Below are 17,874 nucleotides of genomic sequence, written 5' to 3'. Positions count from 1 at the left end.
CCCAACGCCCGCTCAGCGTGTGTCAGCCGCCTCAGCCAGCCTCAGCGCGTGATGCCGTCGAAGCCCGAGATATCGCGCGGGCTGCGGCTGCTGGGGCCCCTGTAGCGCGCCGACGGCCGGACCAGGCGCCCGGTGCGGCGCTGCTCCAGGATGTGCGCGCTCCAGCCCGCCGTACGGGCGCAGGTGAACATTGAGGTGAACATATGCGCCGGGACCTCCGCGAAGTCCAGCACGATCGCCGCCCAGAACTCCACGTTGGTGGCCAGGACGCGGTCCGGGCGGCGGGCGTGCAGCTCCTCGAGAGCCGCCTCCTCCAGCGCCCGTGCCACCTCGAAGCGCGGCGCCGCCAGCTCCTCGGCCGTACGGCGCAGCACCCGGGCCCGCGGGTCCTCGGCGCGGTAGACCCGGTGCCCGAAGCCCATCAGCCGCTCGCCCTTGTCGAGCGCCTGCTTGACGTAGGCCCGGGCGTCTCCGGTGCGCTCGATCTCCTCGATCATGCCGAGCACGCGGGACGGCGCGCCGCCGTGCAGCGGCCCGGACATCGCGCCCACGGCCCCCGACAGGGCGGCGGCCACGTCGGCGCCGGTGGAGGCGATCACCCGGGCGGTGAAGGTGGAGGCGTTCATGCCGTGTTCCGCGGCCGACGTCCAGTACGCGTCGACCGCCTTGATGTGCTTGGGGTCGGGCTCGCCGCGCCAGCGGATCATAAAGCGCTCGGCCACCGACGAGGCCTTGTCGATCTCGCGCTGCGGCACCATCGGCAGGCCCTGCCCACGCGCCGACTGGGCGACGAAGGACAGCGCCATGACGGCGGCCCGCGCGAGGTCGTCGCGGGCCTGCGCCTCGTCGATGTCGAGCAGCGGTTTCAGGCCCCACACCGGGGCGAGCATGGCCAGCGCGGACTGTACGTCGACCCGGATGTCCCCGGAGTGCACCGGGATCGGGAAGGGCTCGGCCGGGGGCAGCCCCGGGTCGAACGCTCCGTCGACGAGCAGGCCCCAGACGCTGCCGAAGGACACCTGGCCCACCAGGTCCTCGATGTCGACGCCGCGGTAGCGGAGCGCGCCGCCTTCCTTATCGGGTTCGGCGATCTCCGTCTCGAACGCGACGACTCCTTCGAGCCCGGGTACGAAGTCGGACATCAGGCGGCTCCTCAAGATCTGTGTGCGGCGGGGGGTCTGTGTGCGGCAGACGGGTCACACCGGTGATGCCCGGTGCGGTCAGAGGTCACCCAACCAACTCCGGGAAGTCAGGACGATATCTCCTAGTGCCACCTTTGGGGAGGGGTGGCGGCACTCAGTGCCATGCGATGCCCCTACCGGGGAGTGGTGTGTGCGCCGCGTGCGGGAGGATAAGCAGGTGACCGATCGCGCTTACCACGGCCCTCACGACCCCGCCACGATGCGTGCGCACTACCGCGCGGAGGGGCTCAACGAGTCCGCGCTCGCCGCCGACCCGATGGAGCAGTTCGCCCGCTGGTTCAAGCAGGCGGTCCAGGACGCCGACCTCGGCGGGCTGGCCGAGCCCAACGCGATGGTCGTCTCCACCGCCGACCTCGAGGGCCGCCCCAGCTCCCGTACGGTCCTGCTCAAGGGGTTCGGCGAGCTCGGATTCGTGTTCTACACCAACTACGCCTCGCGCAAGGCGCGGGAGCTCGACGCCAATCCGGCCGTCGCGCTGCTCTTCCCCTGGCATGCGATGGCCCGCCAGGTCACGGTGACGGGCACCGCCGCGCGCGTGGGCCGCGACGAGACCGCGGCGTACTTCCGCACCCGCCCGCACGGCTCCCAGCTGGGCGCCTGGGCCAGCCCGCAGTCCTCGGTGGTCGACGGCCGCGCCGAGCTCGACCGCTCGTACGAGGAGCTGGCGGCCCGCTACCCGGAGGGCGAGCAGGTGCCGGTGCCACCGCACTGGGGCGGCTACCGGGTGCGGCCGGAGACGATGGAGTTCTGGCAGGGCCGCGAGAACCGGCTGCACGACCGGCTCCGCTATGTCCCGGCGGCCGACGGTACGGGGTGGGCCGTGGAGCGCCTGGCCCCGTAAGCGCCTGCCTTCGCACCCGGTAGCGCCTCAGCCGAGGACGTCGTCAGCCGAGGACGTGGTCAGCCGAGGACGTGGTCAGCCGAGGGCGTCGTCCAGGAGTGCCGCCCACTGGGTCACCACCCGGTCACGGCGAGCCGCGTCGTCGGTGAGCAGGTTGGCGAGCCCCAGGCCACGGGCCATGTCGAGCAGCCCCTGCACCGTCTCCCGTACGCCGGGCCGCGACTCGTCGGCGCCCAGCAGCTCCACCGCCATCCGATGCGTCTCACGGCCCACGCGGGCCTCCAGCTCGGTCACCCGCCCGCGCAGCTGCTCCTCGTTGGAGGCCGCCACCCACAGATGCAGCGCGGCCCTGAACAACGGCCCCGTGTAGAGCTCGACCAGGGCCGCGACGATGGCCGCCCGGTCCTGCCCCGGCAGGGTGCGCAGCGCGTGTGAGCGCTGCTCGGCGACGTACTCGACGGCGGCCGTGAACAGCACCTCACGGGTCGGGAAGTGGTGCTGCGCCGCGCCCCGGGACACTCCGGCGCGCTCGGCGACCACCGCCACCGTGGAGCCCGCCCAGCCGTGCTCGGCGAGGCAGGAGACGGCGGCTTCGAGCAGCCGTCGCCGGGTGGCCCGGCTGCGATCCTGCTTCGGCGCGCGGTCTGTACGGTCCGCGCGGTCGGTGTGGCCAACGCTGTCGGTGTGGCCAACGCTGTCGGTGTGGCCAGGCGGGGTCACAACACCCATGAGGCGTCCCGTCGTTCGAGAAATGCGGTGATGCCTTCACGCGCGTCGGGCGACTTGAACAGCCGCGCCGACTCCAGGACGAGCTGCTCCTCGTCCCGGTCGAAGACTCTCAGCACCCTAGCCGCGAGCAGCTCCTTCGTCGCGGCCAGGGCACCGGGCGCCGCCCTGCGCAGCCCGTCCAGGACCGGCCCGAGCGCGTCGTCCACCTCGCCCGTCGCCGCCTCGGTGACCAGTCCGATCCGGGCCGCCTCCGCCGCGTCGAAGCGCTCCCCGGTGAGGTAGTACCGGGTCGCCGCGCGCGGGTCGAGCCGGGGCAGCAGCGGCAGCGAGATCACCGCCGGGGCGACCCCGATCCGTACCTCCGTGAACGCGAAGTCCGACCCCGCCGAAGCGACGGCGATATCGCACGCGCCGACCAGCCCGAGCCCGCCCGCCCGCACCTTCCCCGCGACCCGCGCCACCACCGGCTTGGGCAGCGCGACCAGCTGCCGCAGCAGCCCGACGAACGCGTACGGGCTGGGCGGCTCCTTGAGATCGGCGCCCGCGCTGAACGTGCCGCCGGCGTGCGTGAGGACGATGACCCGCACCCCGGGGTCGCCCGCGCAGGCCCGTAGCGCGTCACCGAGACAGGCGACGAGGGTGGCGGAGAGTGCGTTGCGGTTGTGCGGCGAGTCGAGTGTGAGGGTCGCGACCCCGCGCTCGTCCCGCCGCCCGACGACGGTATCGGTCACCCGGCCTCCTTCTTCTCGCTCGTCTCGCTCTGCTCGCTCTTGCCGCTCTTGGCGCTCGGCTCGCTCTTCTCGCTGGCGCGCAGCTCACGCCGCAGAATCTTGCCACTGACCGCCCGTGGCACAGCCGCGATGAACTCGACCCGCCGCACCTTCTTGTACGGCGCCACCCGCTCGGCGACGTACGCCATGACCTCGTCGGCCGACAGCTCCTCACCCGCCTTCGGGACCACGAACGCCTTGGGCACCTCGGCGCGGTCCGCGTCGTACACGCCGATCACCGCCGCGTCGGCGATCCGTGGGTGGGCGAGCAGCAGTGCCTCCAGCTCGGCCGGGGCGACCTGGTAGCCCTTGTACTTGATCAGCTCCTTCACCCGGTCGACGACGAAGAGCCAGCCGTCCTCGTCGACCCGCCCGATGTCCCCGGTGTGCACCCAGCCGTCCGCGTCGATCATGTCGGCCGTGGCGTCCGGCCGTCCCAGGTAGCCCTTCATGACCTGCGGGCCACGGATGGCGATCTCGCCGTCGGCGCCGGGCTCGGCGTCCCGCGACGGATCGTCCAGGTCCAGGACGCGCATCTCGGTGGAGGCGATCAGCTTGCCGACGGCCCCCGGCGGGGTGCTCCGCGCGCTGAGCGGCGTCACATGGGTGCCGGGTGAGAGCTCGGTCATGCCGTACGCCTGCCCGACGAACGGCACGCCGAGGCGTTCGGCGCAGGCGGTCGCCAGCTCGCCGTCCAGCGGCGCGGCCGCGCTGATCAGGTAGCGGACCGACGACAGGTCGTACCGCTCGACCGCGGGGTGCTTGGCGAGCGCGAGGACGACCGGGGGTGCGACGTACAGGCCGGTGATGCGGTGCTTCTCGATGGCCGCGAGGAAGGTGTCGAGTTCGAAGCGCGGCAGCACGACCACACAGGCGCCATGGCGCAGCGGGGCGTTCATCAGCGCGGTGAGCCCGTAGATGTGGAAGAAGGGGAGGATGGCGAGGATGCGGTCGCCGGGGCCCATCGGCAGGGCCGGGTAGAGCTGGGCCAGGTTGGTGGCGATGGAACGGTGGGTGAGCATCACGCCCTTGGGGGAGCCGGTGGTGCCCGAGGAATAGGGCAGTACGGCGACGTCATCGGCCGGGTCGATGTCGACGGCCGGTTCCGGGGCGGTCGACCCCAGCATGTCGAGCATCGACCGGTGCCCTTCGGCCTGGTCGCAGACGAAGATCTCCCGGATGCCGCCGGTGAGTTCGGCGGCGGCGCGCGCGGCGCCGAGCAGCGGGGACACGGTGACGATCCAGGTCGCCCCGGCGTCGCGGAGCTGCTTGGCGAACTCCTCGGGGGTGGCCAGGGGATGCACGGTGGTGACGGTGGCACCCGCGCGGGTCGCGGCGTAGAAGACGGTGGGGTACGCGACGGTGTTGGGGCTGTGCAGCGCCAGTACGTCGCCCTTGCGGACCCCGGCGTCGGCGAGGGCGGCGGCGATGCGGCGGTGGAAGGTGTCGAGCTGGGCGTAGGTGAGGGTGGTGCCGTCCACGCCGTCTATGAGGGCCGGGGCGTCGCCGTACTCGGCTGCGCGTCCGAGTACGGCGTCGTGGATGGGGGTGCTGACGGGTGTCACGTCTGCGTACTCGCTGTGGAACACCATGGTGGGTCCTCCGGGGGCAATGGAGTGCGGACGGGGAGCGGGGAGCGGGGAGCGGGGGGTGCGGGTCGGGTGCGGGCGTATGGGCGCCAGCGTGCCGGAATCCTCCCCCACCCCGCCCCTTCCCGAAAGACCTCGACGGCCAGCCCCTCAGTACGACTTGGGCAGTCCGAGCGTCTGGTGCGAGACGTAGTTGAGGATCATGTCGCGGCTGACCGGGGCGATCCGCGCCACCCGGGACGCCACGATCAGGGACGCCAGGCCGTACTCCCTCGTGAGGCCGTTTCCGCCGAGGGTGTGGACCGACTGGTCCACCGCCTTGACGCACGCGTCCGCCGCCGCGAACTTCGCCATGTTCGCCGCCTCGCCCGCGCCCACGTCGTCCCCCGCGTCGTACAGGTGCGCGGCCTTCTGCATCATCAGCCGGGCCAGCTCCAGTTCGATGTGGCACTGCGCGAGCGGGTGCGCGATGGCCTGGTGGGCTCCGATCGGCTCCTTCCAGACCTGGCGCTCCTTGGCGTACGCCACGGCCCTGGCCACCGCGTACCGGCCCATGCCGACAGCGAACGCGGCCGTCATGACGCGCTCGGGGTTGAGTCCGGCGAACAGTTGCAGCAGGCCCGCGTCCTCGTCGCCTACGAGGGCTTCGGCGGGCAGCCGCACTTCGTCCAGGACGAGTTCGAACTGCTTCTCCGCCGCCTGGAGTTCCATGTCGATCTGGTGCCGCTGGAAGCCCTCGGTGTCGCGCGGGACGATGAACAGGCACGGCTTGAGTTTGCCGGTACGGGCGTCCTCGGTGCGGCCGACGATGAGTGTGGCGTCGGCGATGTCGACGCCCGAGATGAAGACCTTGCGGCCGGTGAGGACCCAGTCGTCGCCGTCGCGGCGGGCGGTGGTGGTGATGCGGTGCGAGTTGGAGCCCGCGTCCGGCTCGGTGATGCCGAACGCCATGGTGCGGGTGCCGTCCGCCAGGCCCGGCAGCCACTGGCGTTTCTGCTCATCGGTGCCGAAGCGGGCGATCACGGTGCCGCAGATGGCGGGCGAGACGACCATCATCAGGAGTGGGCTGCCCGCCGCCCCCAACTCCTCCAGCACAATGGCGAGTTCGGCTATGCCGCCGCCTCCGCCGCCGTACTCCTCGGGGAGGTTCACGCCGAGGTAGCCCAGCTTGGCGGCTTCGGACCAGAGTTCCTGGGGGTGGCCTCCTTCGCGTACGACCTTGGTCAGGTAGTCGCGGCCGTAGCGGCTGCCGAGTGCGGCGACGGCGGCGCGTAGGTCCTGGTGCTCCTGGCTTTCGATGACCGGACTGGTTACGGGGGTGGGGGCGGGGGCGGGGCTCATGGTTGTGGTTCCTCCTCGTGTGCGACGACGACGGCGAGCAGGGCGCCTACCTCGACCTGGCGGCCGGGTGCGGCGTGCAGGGCGGTGAGCGTGCCGGAGACCGGAGCGGTGACACGGTGCTCCATCTTCATGGCCTCCAGCCAGAGCAGCGGCTGCCCGGCCTGTACGCGGTCCCCTTCGGCGAGCGCGTCGGCGACCCGTACGACGGTGCCGGGCATGGGGGCGAGCAGGGAGCCGGGGTCCTGGTGGGCGGGGGTGGGGTCGGGGAAGCGGGGGAGTGCGGTGAGGGTGTGGGAGGGGTGGTTCGGGGTGTCGACGTAGACGCGGCCGTCGTCGTACGCGGCCACCTCGAACTGGCGGCGGACGCCGTCGACTTCGAGGTGCACGTGGTGCGGGGTGATGTGGAGCACGCGGACGCCGGGGTGGCCTTCGAGGACGGCGCCGCCGTCGCGGGTCCACCAGTAGCGGACTTGGTGCTCGGCGCGGCCGAGGTAGCGCTTGACCTGGGGTTGGGAGGGCACGTTGCGCCACGCTCCGATGCGGGTGGGCCGCTGCGCGGTGCCTCTTCCCCATTCCCGCCCCTTCCCGTAACTGGGGCTCCGCCCCAGACCCCGGTCCTCAAACGCCGGACGGGCTGAAATCTTCAGCCCGTCCGGCGTTTGAGGACGAGCCCGAAGGGCGATCTGGGGGTCTGGGGGCTTGCCCCCAGTTTCGGGAAGGGGCGGGGTAGGGGGAACTCCAGCCGTACGAACCGCCACATCCGCGAGCGCCGCAGCCACCGCCGACAGCGCCTCCGCCTCGCCGGAGGGCGCCGCCGTCAGTTCCGGCAAGTGGCGTTCGTAGAACCCGGTGTCGACCTCCCCCGCCACAAACTCCGCGTGCCGCAGGGAGCGTACGAGCAACTCCCGGTTGGTGACCGGACCATGAACCCGGGCCCGCTCCAGCGCGCCCGCCAGCTTCCGCACCGCCTCCGCGCGCGTCGGCGCCCACGCCACCACCTTCGCGAGCATCGGGTCATAGTGGACCCCGATCTCGTCGCCGTCGGCGTACCCGGTATCCAGCCGTACGCTCGACGGCACGGCGAGCTGGTGCAGCCGTCCGGTCTGCGGGGCCCAGTCACGGCCCGGGTCCTCGGCGTAGAGGCGGGCCTCGACGGCGTGCCCGTGCGGCTCAGGTGGTGACGGGGGCAGCGCGTCGCCCTCGGCGATCCGGAGTTGCAGGGCGACGAGGTCGAGCCCGAACACGGCCTCCGTCACGGGGTGTTCCACCTGGAGCCGGGTGTTCATCTCCAGGAACTGCACGCGCTCGTCCGCGACGAGGAACTCCACCGTGCCCGCCCCGAGATACCCGGTCGCGCGCGCGGCCCGCAGGGACAGTTCGCGCAGCGTGTCCCGGGTGGCGTCGGAGAGCCCCGGCGCGGGCGCCTCCTCGATGACCTTCTGGTGGCGGCGTTGCGGCGAGCAGTCCCGCGTCCCCAGCGCCCACACCGTGCCGTACGCGTCGGCCATGACCTGCACCTCGACATGGCGCCCACCCTCGACATACGGCTCGACGAACACCGCGCCGTCCCCGAAGGCACTCGCCGCCTCAGCCCCGGCCGCCTTCAACTCAGCCTCCAGCTGCCCCAGTTCCCGTACGACGCGCATACCGCGCCCACCGCCCCCCGAGGCGGCCTTCACCAGCACGGGCAGGTCGGCCTCGGTCACGGCGTCCGCCGCGAGCGGGGCGACGCCCATCAGTTCCTTGGCACGGGTCTTGGACGCCATCGCGTCGATCGCCTCGGGCGGCGGCCCGATCCAGACCAGCCCCGCGTCGGCGACGGCGCGCGCGAAGTCCGCGTTCTCGGAGAGGAATCCGTAGCCGGGGTGTATGGCGTCGGCTACGGCCGCCTGGGCGGCCTTCACGATGAGGTCGCCGCGCAGGTAGGTGTCGGCGGGGGCCGCGCCCGGCAGTCGTACCGCCGTGTCCGCCTCGCGTACGTGCAGGGCGCCCGCGTCGGCGTCGGAGTACACGGCGACGGTGGCGATGCCGAGTTCGCGGCAGGTGCGGAAGATGCGGCAGGCGATCTCGCCACGGTTGGCGACCAGGAGGGTTCTGATCATAAGGAGCGCACTCTTTCCACTAGGGGCGAAAGACGCCGAAGCCGCCGCGCGCGCCTTCGACCGGCGCCGTGTGGATCGCGGACAGGCACAGGCCGAGGACGGTGCGGGTGTCGCGCGGGTCGATGACCCCGTCGTCGTACAGCCGCCCGGACAGGAACATCGGCAGCGACTCGGACTCGATCTGCTGCTCCACCATGGCGCGTAGCGCGGCGTCCGCGTCATCGTCGTACGGCTGCCCCTTCGCGGCGGCGGACTGCCGGGCGACGATCGACAGCACGCCCGCGAGCTGCTGTGGGCCCATGACGGCCGACTTGGCGCTGGGCCAGGCGAAGAGGAAGCGGGGGTCGTAGGCGCGGCCGCACATGCCGTAGTGCCCGGCGCCGTAACTCGCGCCCATCAGGACGGACAGGTGCGGGACTTGGGAGTTGGACACCGCGTTGATCATCATCGCGCCGTGTTTGATGATGCCGCCCTGCTCGTACTCCTTGCCGACCATGTAGCCGGTGGTGTTGTGCAGGAAGAGGAGGGGGATGTCGCGCTGGTTGGCGAGCTGGATGAACTGGGCGGCCTTCTGCGACTCCTCGCTGAACAGGACGCCCTGGGCGTTGGCGAGGATGCCGATCGGGTAGCCGTGCAGCGCGGCCCAGCCGGTGACCAGGCTCGCCCCGTACAGCGGCTTGAACTCGTCGAAGTCCGACGCGTCGACGATCCGGGCGATGACCTCGCGCGGGTCGAAGGGCATCTTGAGGTCGCCCGGCACGATGCCGAGCAGCTCCTCCTGGTCGTACGTGGGTGGCTCGGCGGGTCCCGGATCGGCGTACGCCTTGCGCCAGTTGAGGCGGGCGACCACGCGGCGGGTCTGGCGCAGCGCGTCCGGTTCGTCGACGGCGAGGTAGTCGGCGAGGCCGGAGGTACGGGCGTGCATCTCGGCGCCGCCGAGCGACTCGTCGTCGCTCTCCTCGCCGGTGGCCATCTTCACGAGCGGGGGTCCGCCGAGGAAGACCTTCGCCCGTTCCTTGACCATGATGACGTGGTCGCACATACCGGGGACGTACGCGCCGCCCGCCGTGGAGTTGCCGAAGACGACGGCGATGGTGGGGATGCCCGCTGCGGAGGACTGGGTGAGGTGTTTGAAGAGCGCGCCACCCGGGATGAAGATCTCCTTCTGGGAAGGGAGATCGGCGCCTCCGGACTCCACGAGGTGGATGGACGGGAGGCGGTTGGCGTGCCCGATCTCGTGGCTGCGGAAGGCCTTCTTCAGGGTCCAGGGGTTGGACGCTCCGCCGCGTACGGTCGGGTCGTTGGCGGTGATCAGGCACTCCACGCCCTCGACCGTGCCGATGCCGCAGACCATCGACGCGCCTACCTGGTAGTCGCTGCCCCACGCGGCGAGGGGGGACAGTTCCAGGAACGGCGTGTCGGGGTCGAGCAGCAGCTCAATCCGCTCGCGGGCGAGCAGCTTGCCGCGCTTTCGGTGGCGGTCGACGTATTTCTCGCCGCCGCCCGCGAGGGCTTTGGCGTGCTCGGCGTCCAGTTCGGCCAGCTTGGCGAGCATGGTGTCGCGGTGGGTGACGTAGTCGGGACTCAGCGGGTCGAGCGCGGTGGCTAGGACGGTCACGCGGGTACCTCCGGTGCGGGTCGCTGGCTGGCGGGGGCGTAGCTGGGGCTCCGCCCCAGACCCCGGTCCTCAATCGCCGGACGGGCTGGATTTTCGCCCGGACGGGCTGAAATCTTCAGCCCGTCCGGCGATTGAGGACGAGCCCGAAGGGCGATCCGGGGGTCTGGGGGCTTGCCCCCAGTTACGGGAAGGGGCGGGATTGGGGAATCACAACATCTCCACCGGCACCTCCACCTCCCGCGCACGCAACCACTCCCCCAGCCCCTTGGCCTGCGGATCAAAGCGCGCCTGGGCCGCGACGCCCTCACCCAATAGGCCCTCCACGACAAAGTTCAGGGCTCGCAGGTTCGGCAACACATGCCGGACCACTGGCAACGGCGCCGTCTCGGGGAGGAGTTCGCGGAGCCGGTCGACGGTCAGCTCGTGCACCAGCCACCGCCACGCCGCATCCGACCGCACCCACACCCCCACATTCGCGTCCCCACCCTTGTCCCCGCTCCGGGCCCCGGCGACGAGCCCCAACGGCGCCCGCCGCAACGGCCCTTCGGGCAGTGGCTCCGGCAGCACCGGTTGGGCGACCGGCACCAGAGGCCGCGTCGAGGCCGCCGGAGCGACCGCCACCCGCTCCCCATCCGGCAGCACCGCCACATGCGGCACACTCCCCGCGTCGACGTACGCCGCCTCGAACACCCCGTACGGCGTCCCCTTTCCCGGCGGAGCCGTCACATGGAACCCGGGGTAGCTACCGAGCGCCAGCTCGATCGCCGCGCCGCTCACCGCGCGCCCCACCACACTCTGATCCGGATCGCGGACGACAAGCCGCAGCAGCGCACTCGCCGTCTCCTCGGTGTCCGCGTCGGCCCGGTCGGTACGGGCCAGCTCCCACCGCAGCTCCGCCGGGCGAGACTTGTCCAGCGCGGCCTCCAACTGCGCCTGCACCAACGCCGCCTTGGCCTCGACATCAAGCCCCGTGAGGACGAAGACGACCTCGTTGCGCCATCCGCCAACCCGGTTGAGCCCCACCTTGAGCGTGGGCGGCGGCGCCTCCCCCCGTACGCCCTCGATCCGCACCCGGTCCGCGCGCGCACCCGCACCCGCGCCCGCACCCGCGCCCTCATCCGTCAGCCGTACGGTGTCGAGGCGGGCGGTGACGTCGGGGCCCGCGTACCGGGCGGGGCCCGTCTCGTAGAGGAGCTGGGCTGTGACGGTGCCCGCGTCGACGAAGCCGCCGGTACCGGGGTGCTTGCCGACGACGCTGGACCCGTCCTCGTATATCTCAGCGAGCGGAAAGCCAGGGCGGCGGCGCAACGACTCGACCCGCTCGGCGCGTTCGGCGAAGAAGGCGTAGTTGCCGCCCGTCGCATGTGTCCCGCACTCCAGCACATGTCCGGCGACGACCGCGCCCGCGAGCCGGTCGTACTCCTCGCTCCCCCAGCCGAACCACCAGGCCGCGGGCCCGCTCACCAGCGCCGCGTCGGTCACGCGCCCGGTGACGACGACGTCGGCCCCGGCGCGCAGGCACGCGGTGATGCCGTGGCCGCCGAGGTAGGCGTTGGCGGTGAGGACGCCGTCGCCCCAGCCTCCGCGGGCGAGCAGGTCGTCGCCTTCGACGTGGGCGACCCGAGCCGGGACACCGACCCGCTCGGCCAACTCGCGGATCGCGTCCGCGAGTCCGGCCGGGTTCAGGCCGCCCGCGTTGGCGACGATCCGTACGCCGCGCTCGTGGGCGAGCCCGAGCCCTTCCTCAAGCTGCCGCAGGAACGTCTTGGCGTACCCCAGTTTCGGGTCGCGCAGCCGGTCGCGGCCGAGGATGAGCATGGTGAGTTCGGCAAGGTAGTCCCCGGTGAGGACGTCCAGCGGGCCACCGGTGAGCATCTCGCGCATCGCGTCGAACCGGTCGCCGTAGAAGCCGGAGGCGTTCCCGATCCGCAACGGACCCCGCAACGGACCCCGGTGCGAAGCCTCACTCACCGCCGGCTCCGCCCTTCGGCGCCCGGCCCTTCCCCGGCGGCCCCGCGAACGCCTGCGCGATGTCCAGCCAGCGGTCCGCGTCCGGCCCCTCAGCCCGTACGGCCAGGTCCGCGCGGTGTGCCCGCTGGGTCACCAGCAGGCAGAAGTCGTACGCGGGGCCGGTGACCCGCTGGGCCGCCCCCTCGGGCCCGTACGCCCAGACCTCCCCGTCCATGCCCTCCAGCTCCACCCGGAACTCCTCGCCGGGCACCGCGAGACCCCGCACCCCGAAGGCATAGTCCCGCGCCCGCACCCCGATCCGCGCGACATGCCGCAGCCGTACGGTCGGCTCCCGGCGCCGCCCGAGGCCGTCGGCGATGTCCTGGCCGTGCGCCCAGGTTTCCATGATCCGCGCGGTGGCCATCGAGGCGACGCCCATGGGCGGCCCGTACCAGGGAATCCGGGTGCCGGGCGGCGCGGACCGCAGCACCCGCCACAGCTCCTCACGCCCGTTGCGCCAGCGGGCGAGCAACTCGGCGGGCGGCAGCGCCGCGCCTTCCTCGGCACCCTGGTCGACGAACGACTCCGGCGCGGCGGCGGCCTTCGCGACCTCCTCGGCGAAGGCCTCGGGTTCGGTGGCGGCCAGGAGAGCGACCTGGTCCGTCCAGGCGAGATGGGCGATCTGGTGAGCGATGCTCCAGCCCACGGCGCTCGTACGCCATGCCCACTTCTGGTCGCTCAACCCGCGTACGAGACGGTCGAGCTCCGCACCCTCATCCCGCAGATCACCGAGCACAGATTCAGCTACAGACCCAGCCCCAGCCTCAGACACGGCGCGCTCCCCTCACGGGACGTCGATGTGCCCGCGAGCATGGCAGCACCCAGAGAAACAATCAACCGTGCTTGTATTATTGGCGACCGCTCCGACCGCTCCGACCACTCCGACCGCTCATCTGCGTACGCACGGCACCCATGCTGGCCACCACGACCAGCGCGATAGCCAGCGCGTCCGTCGCCGACAGCGCCTGGCTGAGGATGAGGAACCCGGCTCCGGCCGCGATCGCGGGCTCCAGGCTCATCATGATCGCGAAGGTGGACGCGGGCATCCGGCGCAGCGCGAGCAACTCCAGCGTGTACGGCAGTACGGAGGACAGCACGGCGACGGCGGCCCCGAGCGCCAGCAGGCTCGGGTCCAGCAGCTTCGTCCCCGTCTCGAACGCACCGAGCGGCAGCATCAGGAGTGCCGCCACCGCCATGGCGAGGGCCAGCCCGTCGGCCTGCGGGAACCGCCGCCCGGTCCTGGCGCTGAACACGATGTACGCGGCCCACATCGCCCCGGCCCCGAGCGCGAACGCCGCACCCACCGGGTCGAGCCCTCCGAAGTCGCCCGAGGCGCCACCGCTGAGCAGGAAGACGCCGCCGATCGCCAGGGCAGCCCACACGGCGTTCAGCGCGCGGCGCGACGCGAAGACGGACAGGGCGAGCGGCCCGAGGACCTCCAGGGTCACGGCGGGGCCCAGCGGAATGCGGTCGAGGGACTGGTAGAAGAGCCCGTTCATGGCGGCCATCGCCACACCGAAGGCGACGACCGTGCCCCAGTCGGCACGCGAGTGCCCGCGCAGCTTGGGGCGGCAGACGAGCAAAAGGATCACCGCGGCGCACACCAGCCGCAGCGTCACCACACCCACGGCCCCGGCGCGCGGCATCAGCGTCACCGCGACAGCGGCCCCGAACTGCACCGATACCCCACCGGCGAGCACCAGCCCCACGGGCCCCAGCGCTCCCCACCGCCCGCCCTGCCGCCCACGCCCGTCAACCTCACCGGCCTTACCGGCCACAACCTCACCGGTCTTACCGGTCACCACGGTCGAGGGCTCGGTCTGCGGGCTTGCGTTCACGGGCCTGTCCTTCGGTTCACTGTGGCGCACTGACCAGTCGAATATACTGACTCAGGTCAGCTCCGTCATCACCTTTTGCAGCTTACGAGGCCCCGCCAGTGCCCCGCGGGCACCGCTCGCCTGATGAGACAGCCGTCACGACGGACCGAAGCCCACCCCCCGCAGCCGACTGGCCGCGTCCCGGTCGAGCAGCACGAGCGACGCGCACCCCGCCGGGACGCGCCCCCGTTCAGCGTCCCGTATCAGCCGTCCGACCGCTCGGCAGTGGTGGGCGAAGGCGTACCGGGAGACGCCCCGGCCCCGCTCCCGCTGGCCAGCGCGCGCGACCTCCGGCCGCACGTCGAGCAGCAGCAGGTGCAGGTCCCGGCCGCGCCGTGCCGCCTCGCGGGCCAGCCAGTGCCGCACCCAGGCCCGGGTGCCGCAGTCGTGGACGACGACGCTCGCGCCGGAGCGCAGCTCCCGCCACAGCCCGGCGTAGTGCGCGATGCGCACCAGGGGGCGGTATACCGCGTACGGGAGGAAGCGCGGCATCCGTAGGGCCCAACGGTCCCGACTGTCCTGCGAGTCGATTCGGGGCCCCGCCACCGCGCGCGCGATCAGCGTGCTCTTGCCGCTGCCCGGCAGGCCGGAGACCACCACCAGGTCGCCCTCCTGGAAGCGGAGGCTCCGGGGCGTCCGGGGCGTCTGTCCCGCTCTGCCCCGCAGATCCCGTACGACGACGGGACCGGGCCCCTCGCCACGCGACAACCCCGCCGCTACGACGGACCCCGACTCAGACCCCGACAGCTCCCGCACGACAACCCCCACCGGCTCACCGCTCGTTGCGGCATACGCACATAGAGACGGTAATGCGGCGCGAGCGCGATCGCTTACGGCTCGGGGGCCTCCGCCGGTGTCTCCCCCTGCGCCTCCCCCCGCGCCTCCCCCAGTGCCTCCGCCAGTACCTCCGCCAGGTGTCGGCCCTCGTAGCCCGCCAGTTGCTGGAGTTGTGTGCGGCAGGAGTAGCCGTCTGCCAGGAGCGCGGCGTTCTCGGGGGCCTGGCGTACGGAGGGGAGGAGTTGCTCCTCCGCGCAGGCGCGGGACACGTCGTAGTGACCGGGTTCGAAGCCGAAGTTTCCGGCCAGGCCGCAGCAGCCGCCGCTCAGTTCGCCGGTCAGGCCCGCCTTTTCGCGCAGGCGGCGTTCGGCCGCGTCGCCCAGGACGGCGTGCTGGTGGCAGTGGGTCTGGCCGACGACGGGGCGGGAGAGCCGGGGCGGGGTCCAGTCGGGGGCGTACTCCTCCAGGACCTGGGCGAAGGTGCGTACGGAGTCGGCCAGGCGGCGTGCGCGTGGGTCGTCGGCGCCCAGGAGTTCGGGGAGGTCGGTTTTGAGGGCGGCGGCGCAGCTTGGTTCCAGGACGACCAGGGGGGCGGCTTCCCGGTCAGCCTCTTGGGCGGCCAAGGCGTTCAGGGTGCGGGTCATGACCTTGCGGGCTTGGGTGAGTTGGCCGGTGGAGACGTAGGTCAGGCCGCAGCACAGGCCCTTTGGGGGCAGGACGACGCGTAGGCCCGCCGCCTCCAGGACGCGTACCGCCGCCTGACCGACCGATGGTGAGAGGTGGTTGGTGAAGGTGTCGGGCCAGAGGATGACCGTGGGAGCGGTGTCCGTGGTGCGCGTCGGCTCGGGGGTGGTCCGCACGCGGTGTGCGAACCAGCGGCGTAGCGTGCGCGGCGCCAGGCGGGGGATGTCGCGTTCCGGGGCGATGCCGCCCAGGCGCTTGGCCAGCGCGGACAGGGGGCGCAGCCGCGTCGCCGCGTTGAGTACGGCGGCGAAGGGCGCGGCCAGCCGGAGCCACTGCGGCAGGCGGCCCATCGAGTAGTGGGCCATCGGACGGCGGCGGCCCGCGTAGTGGTGGTGCAGGAACTCCGCCTTGTACGTGGCCATGTCGACGCCGACGGGGCAGTCGGAGCGGCAGCCCTTGCAGGACAGGCACAGGTCGAGCGCGTCCCGTACCTCCGTGGAGCGCCAGCCGTCGGTGACGACCCCGCCCGCGCCACCCGCGCCGTCCACGCCGTCCACGCCGCCCGCGAGCATCTCGTGCAGCAGGCGGGCGCGGCCTCGGGTGGAGTGTTCCTCCTCGCCGGTGGCGCGGAAGGACGGGCACATGACGGTGGTCGGTGAGGCGGGTGTGGTGGTGCGGCATTTGGCGACCCCGACGCACCGGCGCACCGCCGCCGAGAAGTCGCCGCCGTCGTGGGGGTAGCCGAAGGCCACGTCGACGGGTTCGCGGGGCAGGACCTCGAAGCGGAGGTTGGCGTCCAGGGGGTGCGGGTGGACCAGCATGCCGGGGTTGAGACCGCCTGCCGGGTCCCAGAGGGCCTTGGCGCGTTCGAAGAGGCGGACGAGGTCGGGCCCGTACATCTTGGGCAGCAGTTCAGCGCGGGCCTGGCCGTCGCCGTGCTCGCCGGAGAGGGAGCCGCCGTGGGCGACGACGAGTTCGGCCAGGTCTTCGGAGAAGCGGCGGAAGCGGGCGATGCCGGGGGTGGTGAGCAGGTCGAAGTCGATGCGTACGTGGATGCAGCCGTCGCCGAAGTGCCCGTACGGGGTGCCTCGGAAGTGGTGTTCGGCCAGGAGGGCGCGGAAGTCGCGGAGGTACGCGCCCAGTCGGGGCGGCGGTACCGCGCAGTCCTCCCAGCCTGGCCAGGCCTCGCTGCCGTCGGGCATCCGGGTCGCGGTGCCGGAGGCGTCCTCGCGGATACGCCACAGGGCGCGCTGGCCCGCCGGGTCGGTGACGATCGCCGTGTCCAGGGCGTCGGCGGCCTGGGCGATCGTCTCCGCCCGCGCGCGGGCTTCGGCGGGAGTCTCGCCGCCGGTCTCCACGAACAGCCAGGCCCCGCCGCGCGGCAGGTCGCGCGCGGCCTGTACGAGGTCGGCGGCCATGCCCTCGACAGTGAGCGGACCGTACGGGAGCAGCCCGGCCGCCGCCTCGGCCGCCGCGCTCTCGTCGGCGTACCCGAGGACCGCCAGGGCGCGGGCGCGGGGTGCGTCGACCAGCCGTACGGTCGCTTCGGTGACCACGCCGAGGGTGCCCTCGCTGCCGCAGAAGGCGCGGGCGACGTCGGCACCGTGCTCGGGGAGCAGTGCGTCCAGCGCGTAGCCGGAGATGCGGCGGGGGAGGTCGGGGAAGCCGGTGCGGAGCAGCTTCAACTCGCCCTCGATGAGCTGGCGCAGGCCGTTCGGGGCGCCGTCCCAGCCTTGGCCGAGGCGCAGGGTGTCGCCGCCGTACGTGACGACGGACAGCTGGTGGATGTTGTCGGCTGTCGTTCCCCAGGCCACGGAGTGTGATCCGCAGGAGTTGTTGCCGATCATGCCGCCGATGGTGCAGCGGTTGTGGGTCGACGGGTCGGGGCCGAAGGTGAGACCGTGCCGGGCCGCCGCGCTCCGCAGGTCGTCGAGGATCACGCCCGGCTGGACGACGGCGGTGCGCGCCTCGGCGTCCAGGCTCACGATGTCGCGTAGGTGCCGGGTGAAGTCCAGGACCACGCCGGTGCCGGTGGCCTGGCCCGCGATCGACGTCCCCGCACCGCGCGGCACCACCGGCACGCCGTGGGACCGGCAGACCGCGAGCGCCGCCGCCACGTCGTCGGCGTCGTGCGGGGCGACCACGCCGACGGGCACCCGGCGGTAGTTGGACGCGTCCATGGTGTGCAGGGCTCGCGCGGTGACGGAGAAGTCCACTTCGCCGCGTACGGCGCCACGCAGGTCGCGGTCGAGGCCGCGTAGGTCACGGTCTGGGCGGTCGTCTGGCCGGTTGTCTGGGCGGTCGTCTTGGCCGTCGAGGTCGCTCATGGGCTCA

13 protein-coding genes are annotated in these 17,874 nt (G+C 72.4%); 1 reads left to right on the top strand and 12 read right to left on the bottom strand.

What is annotated here, in order from left to right:
- Nucleotides 1-41 precede the first annotated feature (41 nt).
- Entirely contained in the window at nt 42-1,142 is a 1,101-nt protein-coding gene (locus tag GCN81_RS14515) for a citrate synthase 2 (RefSeq protein ID WP_197287640.1), read from the bottom strand.
- A gap of 259 nt (nt 1,143-1,401) precedes the next feature.
- Here GCN81_RS14515 and pdxH point away from each other — a divergent pair, with 259 nt between their 5' ends.
- Nucleotides 1,402-2,043 (top strand): pyridoxamine 5'-phosphate oxidase, encoded by a 642-nt coding sequence (gene pdxH, locus GCN81_RS14510; protein WP_156725058.1) that lies wholly within the window; start codon nt 1,402-1,404, stop codon nt 2,041-2,043.
- Nucleotides 2,044-2,118: 75 nt separating this feature from the next.
- Here pdxH and GCN81_RS14505 read toward each other — a convergent pair whose 3' ends face one another.
- From GCN81_RS14505 to GCN81_RS14455, 11 genes are all read right to left on the bottom strand, one after another.
- Nucleotides 2,119-2,772, bottom strand: a complete 654-nt coding sequence (locus tag GCN81_RS14505; RefSeq protein ID WP_156725007.1) for a TetR/AcrR family transcriptional regulator — start codon at nt 2,770-2,772, stop codon at nt 2,119-2,121.
- A complete protein-coding gene (locus tag GCN81_RS14500; protein WP_156725006.1) occupies nt 2,760-3,503 on the bottom strand; it encodes an enoyl-CoA hydratase family protein in 744 nt (247 codons plus the stop codon). Before GCN81_RS14500 ends, GCN81_RS14505 begins: the two co-directional genes overlap by 13 nt.
- Complete coding sequence (locus GCN81_RS14495; RefSeq protein WP_197287639.1) at nt 3,500-5,134, bottom strand: 4-coumarate--CoA ligase family protein; 1,635 nt, start codon at nt 5,132-5,134, stop codon at nt 3,500-3,502. Before GCN81_RS14495 ends, GCN81_RS14500 begins: the two co-directional genes overlap by 4 nt.
- Before the next feature lie 147 nt (nt 5,135-5,281).
- Complete coding sequence (locus GCN81_RS14490) at nt 5,282-6,472, bottom strand: acyl-CoA dehydrogenase family protein (protein WP_156725005.1); 1,191 nt, start codon at nt 6,470-6,472, stop codon at nt 5,282-5,284.
- A complete protein-coding gene (locus GCN81_RS14485; protein WP_156725004.1) occupies nt 6,469-8,574 on the bottom strand; it encodes an acetyl/propionyl/methylcrotonyl-CoA carboxylase subunit alpha in 2,106 nt (701 codons plus the stop codon). The genes GCN81_RS14490 and GCN81_RS14485 overlap by 4 nt, the downstream gene beginning before the upstream one ends.
- Before the next feature lie 19 nt (nt 8,575-8,593).
- Nucleotides 8,594-10,192, bottom strand: a complete 1,599-nt coding sequence (locus GCN81_RS14480) for an acyl-CoA carboxylase subunit beta (protein WP_156725003.1) — start codon at nt 10,190-10,192, stop codon at nt 8,594-8,596.
- A 207-nt stretch (nt 10,193-10,399) separates the two neighbouring features.
- Nucleotides 10,400-12,076, bottom strand: coding sequence for an acyclic terpene utilization AtuA family protein (locus tag GCN81_RS14475; RefSeq protein ID WP_231626726.1), 1,677 nt, complete (start codon nt 12,074-12,076; stop codon nt 10,400-10,402).
- A gap of 79 nt (nt 12,077-12,155) precedes the next feature.
- Nucleotides 12,156-12,974 (bottom strand): TIGR03084 family metal-binding protein, encoded by an 819-nt coding sequence (locus tag GCN81_RS14470; RefSeq protein ID WP_197287638.1) that lies wholly within the window; start codon nt 12,972-12,974, stop codon nt 12,156-12,158.
- A gap of 76 nt (nt 12,975-13,050) precedes the next feature.
- The gene (locus GCN81_RS14465; RefSeq protein ID WP_407697969.1) at nt 13,051-14,004 is read right to left on the bottom strand and encodes an EamA family transporter; all 954 of its coding nucleotides are present in this window, start codon (nt 14,002-14,004) and stop codon (nt 13,051-13,053) included.
- 171 nt (nt 14,005-14,175) lie between these two features.
- Nucleotides 14,176-14,787 carry an ATP-binding protein gene (locus GCN81_RS14460; RefSeq protein ID WP_231626725.1) on the bottom strand — a complete coding sequence of 204 codons (612 nt, stop codon included), beginning with the start codon at nt 14,785-14,787 and terminating at the stop codon, nt 14,176-14,178.
- A 122-nt stretch (nt 14,788-14,909) separates the two neighbouring features.
- The gene (locus GCN81_RS14455) at nt 14,910-17,867 is read right to left on the bottom strand and encodes an FAD-binding and (Fe-S)-binding domain-containing protein (protein ID WP_156725000.1); all 2,958 of its coding nucleotides are present in this window, start codon (nt 17,865-17,867) and stop codon (nt 14,910-14,912) included.
- Between the last annotated feature and the right edge of the window lie 7 nt (nt 17,868-17,874).

It is taken from the genome of Streptomyces apocyni, from assembly GCF_009739465.1.
Taxonomy (GTDB): domain Bacteria; phylum Actinomycetota; class Actinomycetes; order Streptomycetales; family Streptomycetaceae; genus Streptomyces; species Streptomyces apocyni.
This window is presented reverse-complemented; position numbering and strand designations above follow the sequence as displayed.

What these genes read in the sequence shown, in the direction of transcription:
- pdxH (WP_156725058.1), top strand. Translation starts at nt 1,402, where the DNA reads ATGCGTGCGCACTACCGCGCGGAGGGGCTCAACGAGTCCGCGCTCGCC.
- GCN81_RS14455 (WP_156725000.1), bottom strand. Translation starts at nt 17,867, where the DNA reads ATGAGCGACCTCGACGGCCAAGACGACCGCCCAGACAACCGGCCAGAC.
- GCN81_RS14495 (WP_197287639.1), bottom strand. Translation starts at nt 5,134, where the DNA reads ATGGTGTTCCACAGCGAGTACGCAGACGTGACACCCGTCAGCACCCCC.
- GCN81_RS14485 (WP_156725004.1), bottom strand. Translation starts at nt 8,574, where the DNA reads ATGATCAGAACCCTCCTGGTCGCCAACCGTGGCGAGATCGCCTGCCGC.
- GCN81_RS14515 (WP_197287640.1), bottom strand. Translation starts at nt 1,142, where the DNA reads ATGTCCGACTTCGTACCCGGGCTCGAAGGAGTCGTCGCGTTCGAGACG.
- GCN81_RS14505 (WP_156725007.1), bottom strand. Translation starts at nt 2,772, where the DNA reads ATGGGTGTTGTGACCCCGCCTGGCCACACCGACAGCGTTGGCCACACC.
- GCN81_RS14490 (WP_156725005.1), bottom strand. Translation starts at nt 6,472, where the DNA reads ATGAGCCCCGCCCCCGCCCCCACCCCCGTAACCAGTCCGGTCATCGAA.
- GCN81_RS14475 (WP_231626726.1), bottom strand. Translation starts at nt 12,076, where the DNA reads ATGCGCGAGATGCTCACCGGTGGCCCGCTGGACGTCCTCACCGGGGAC.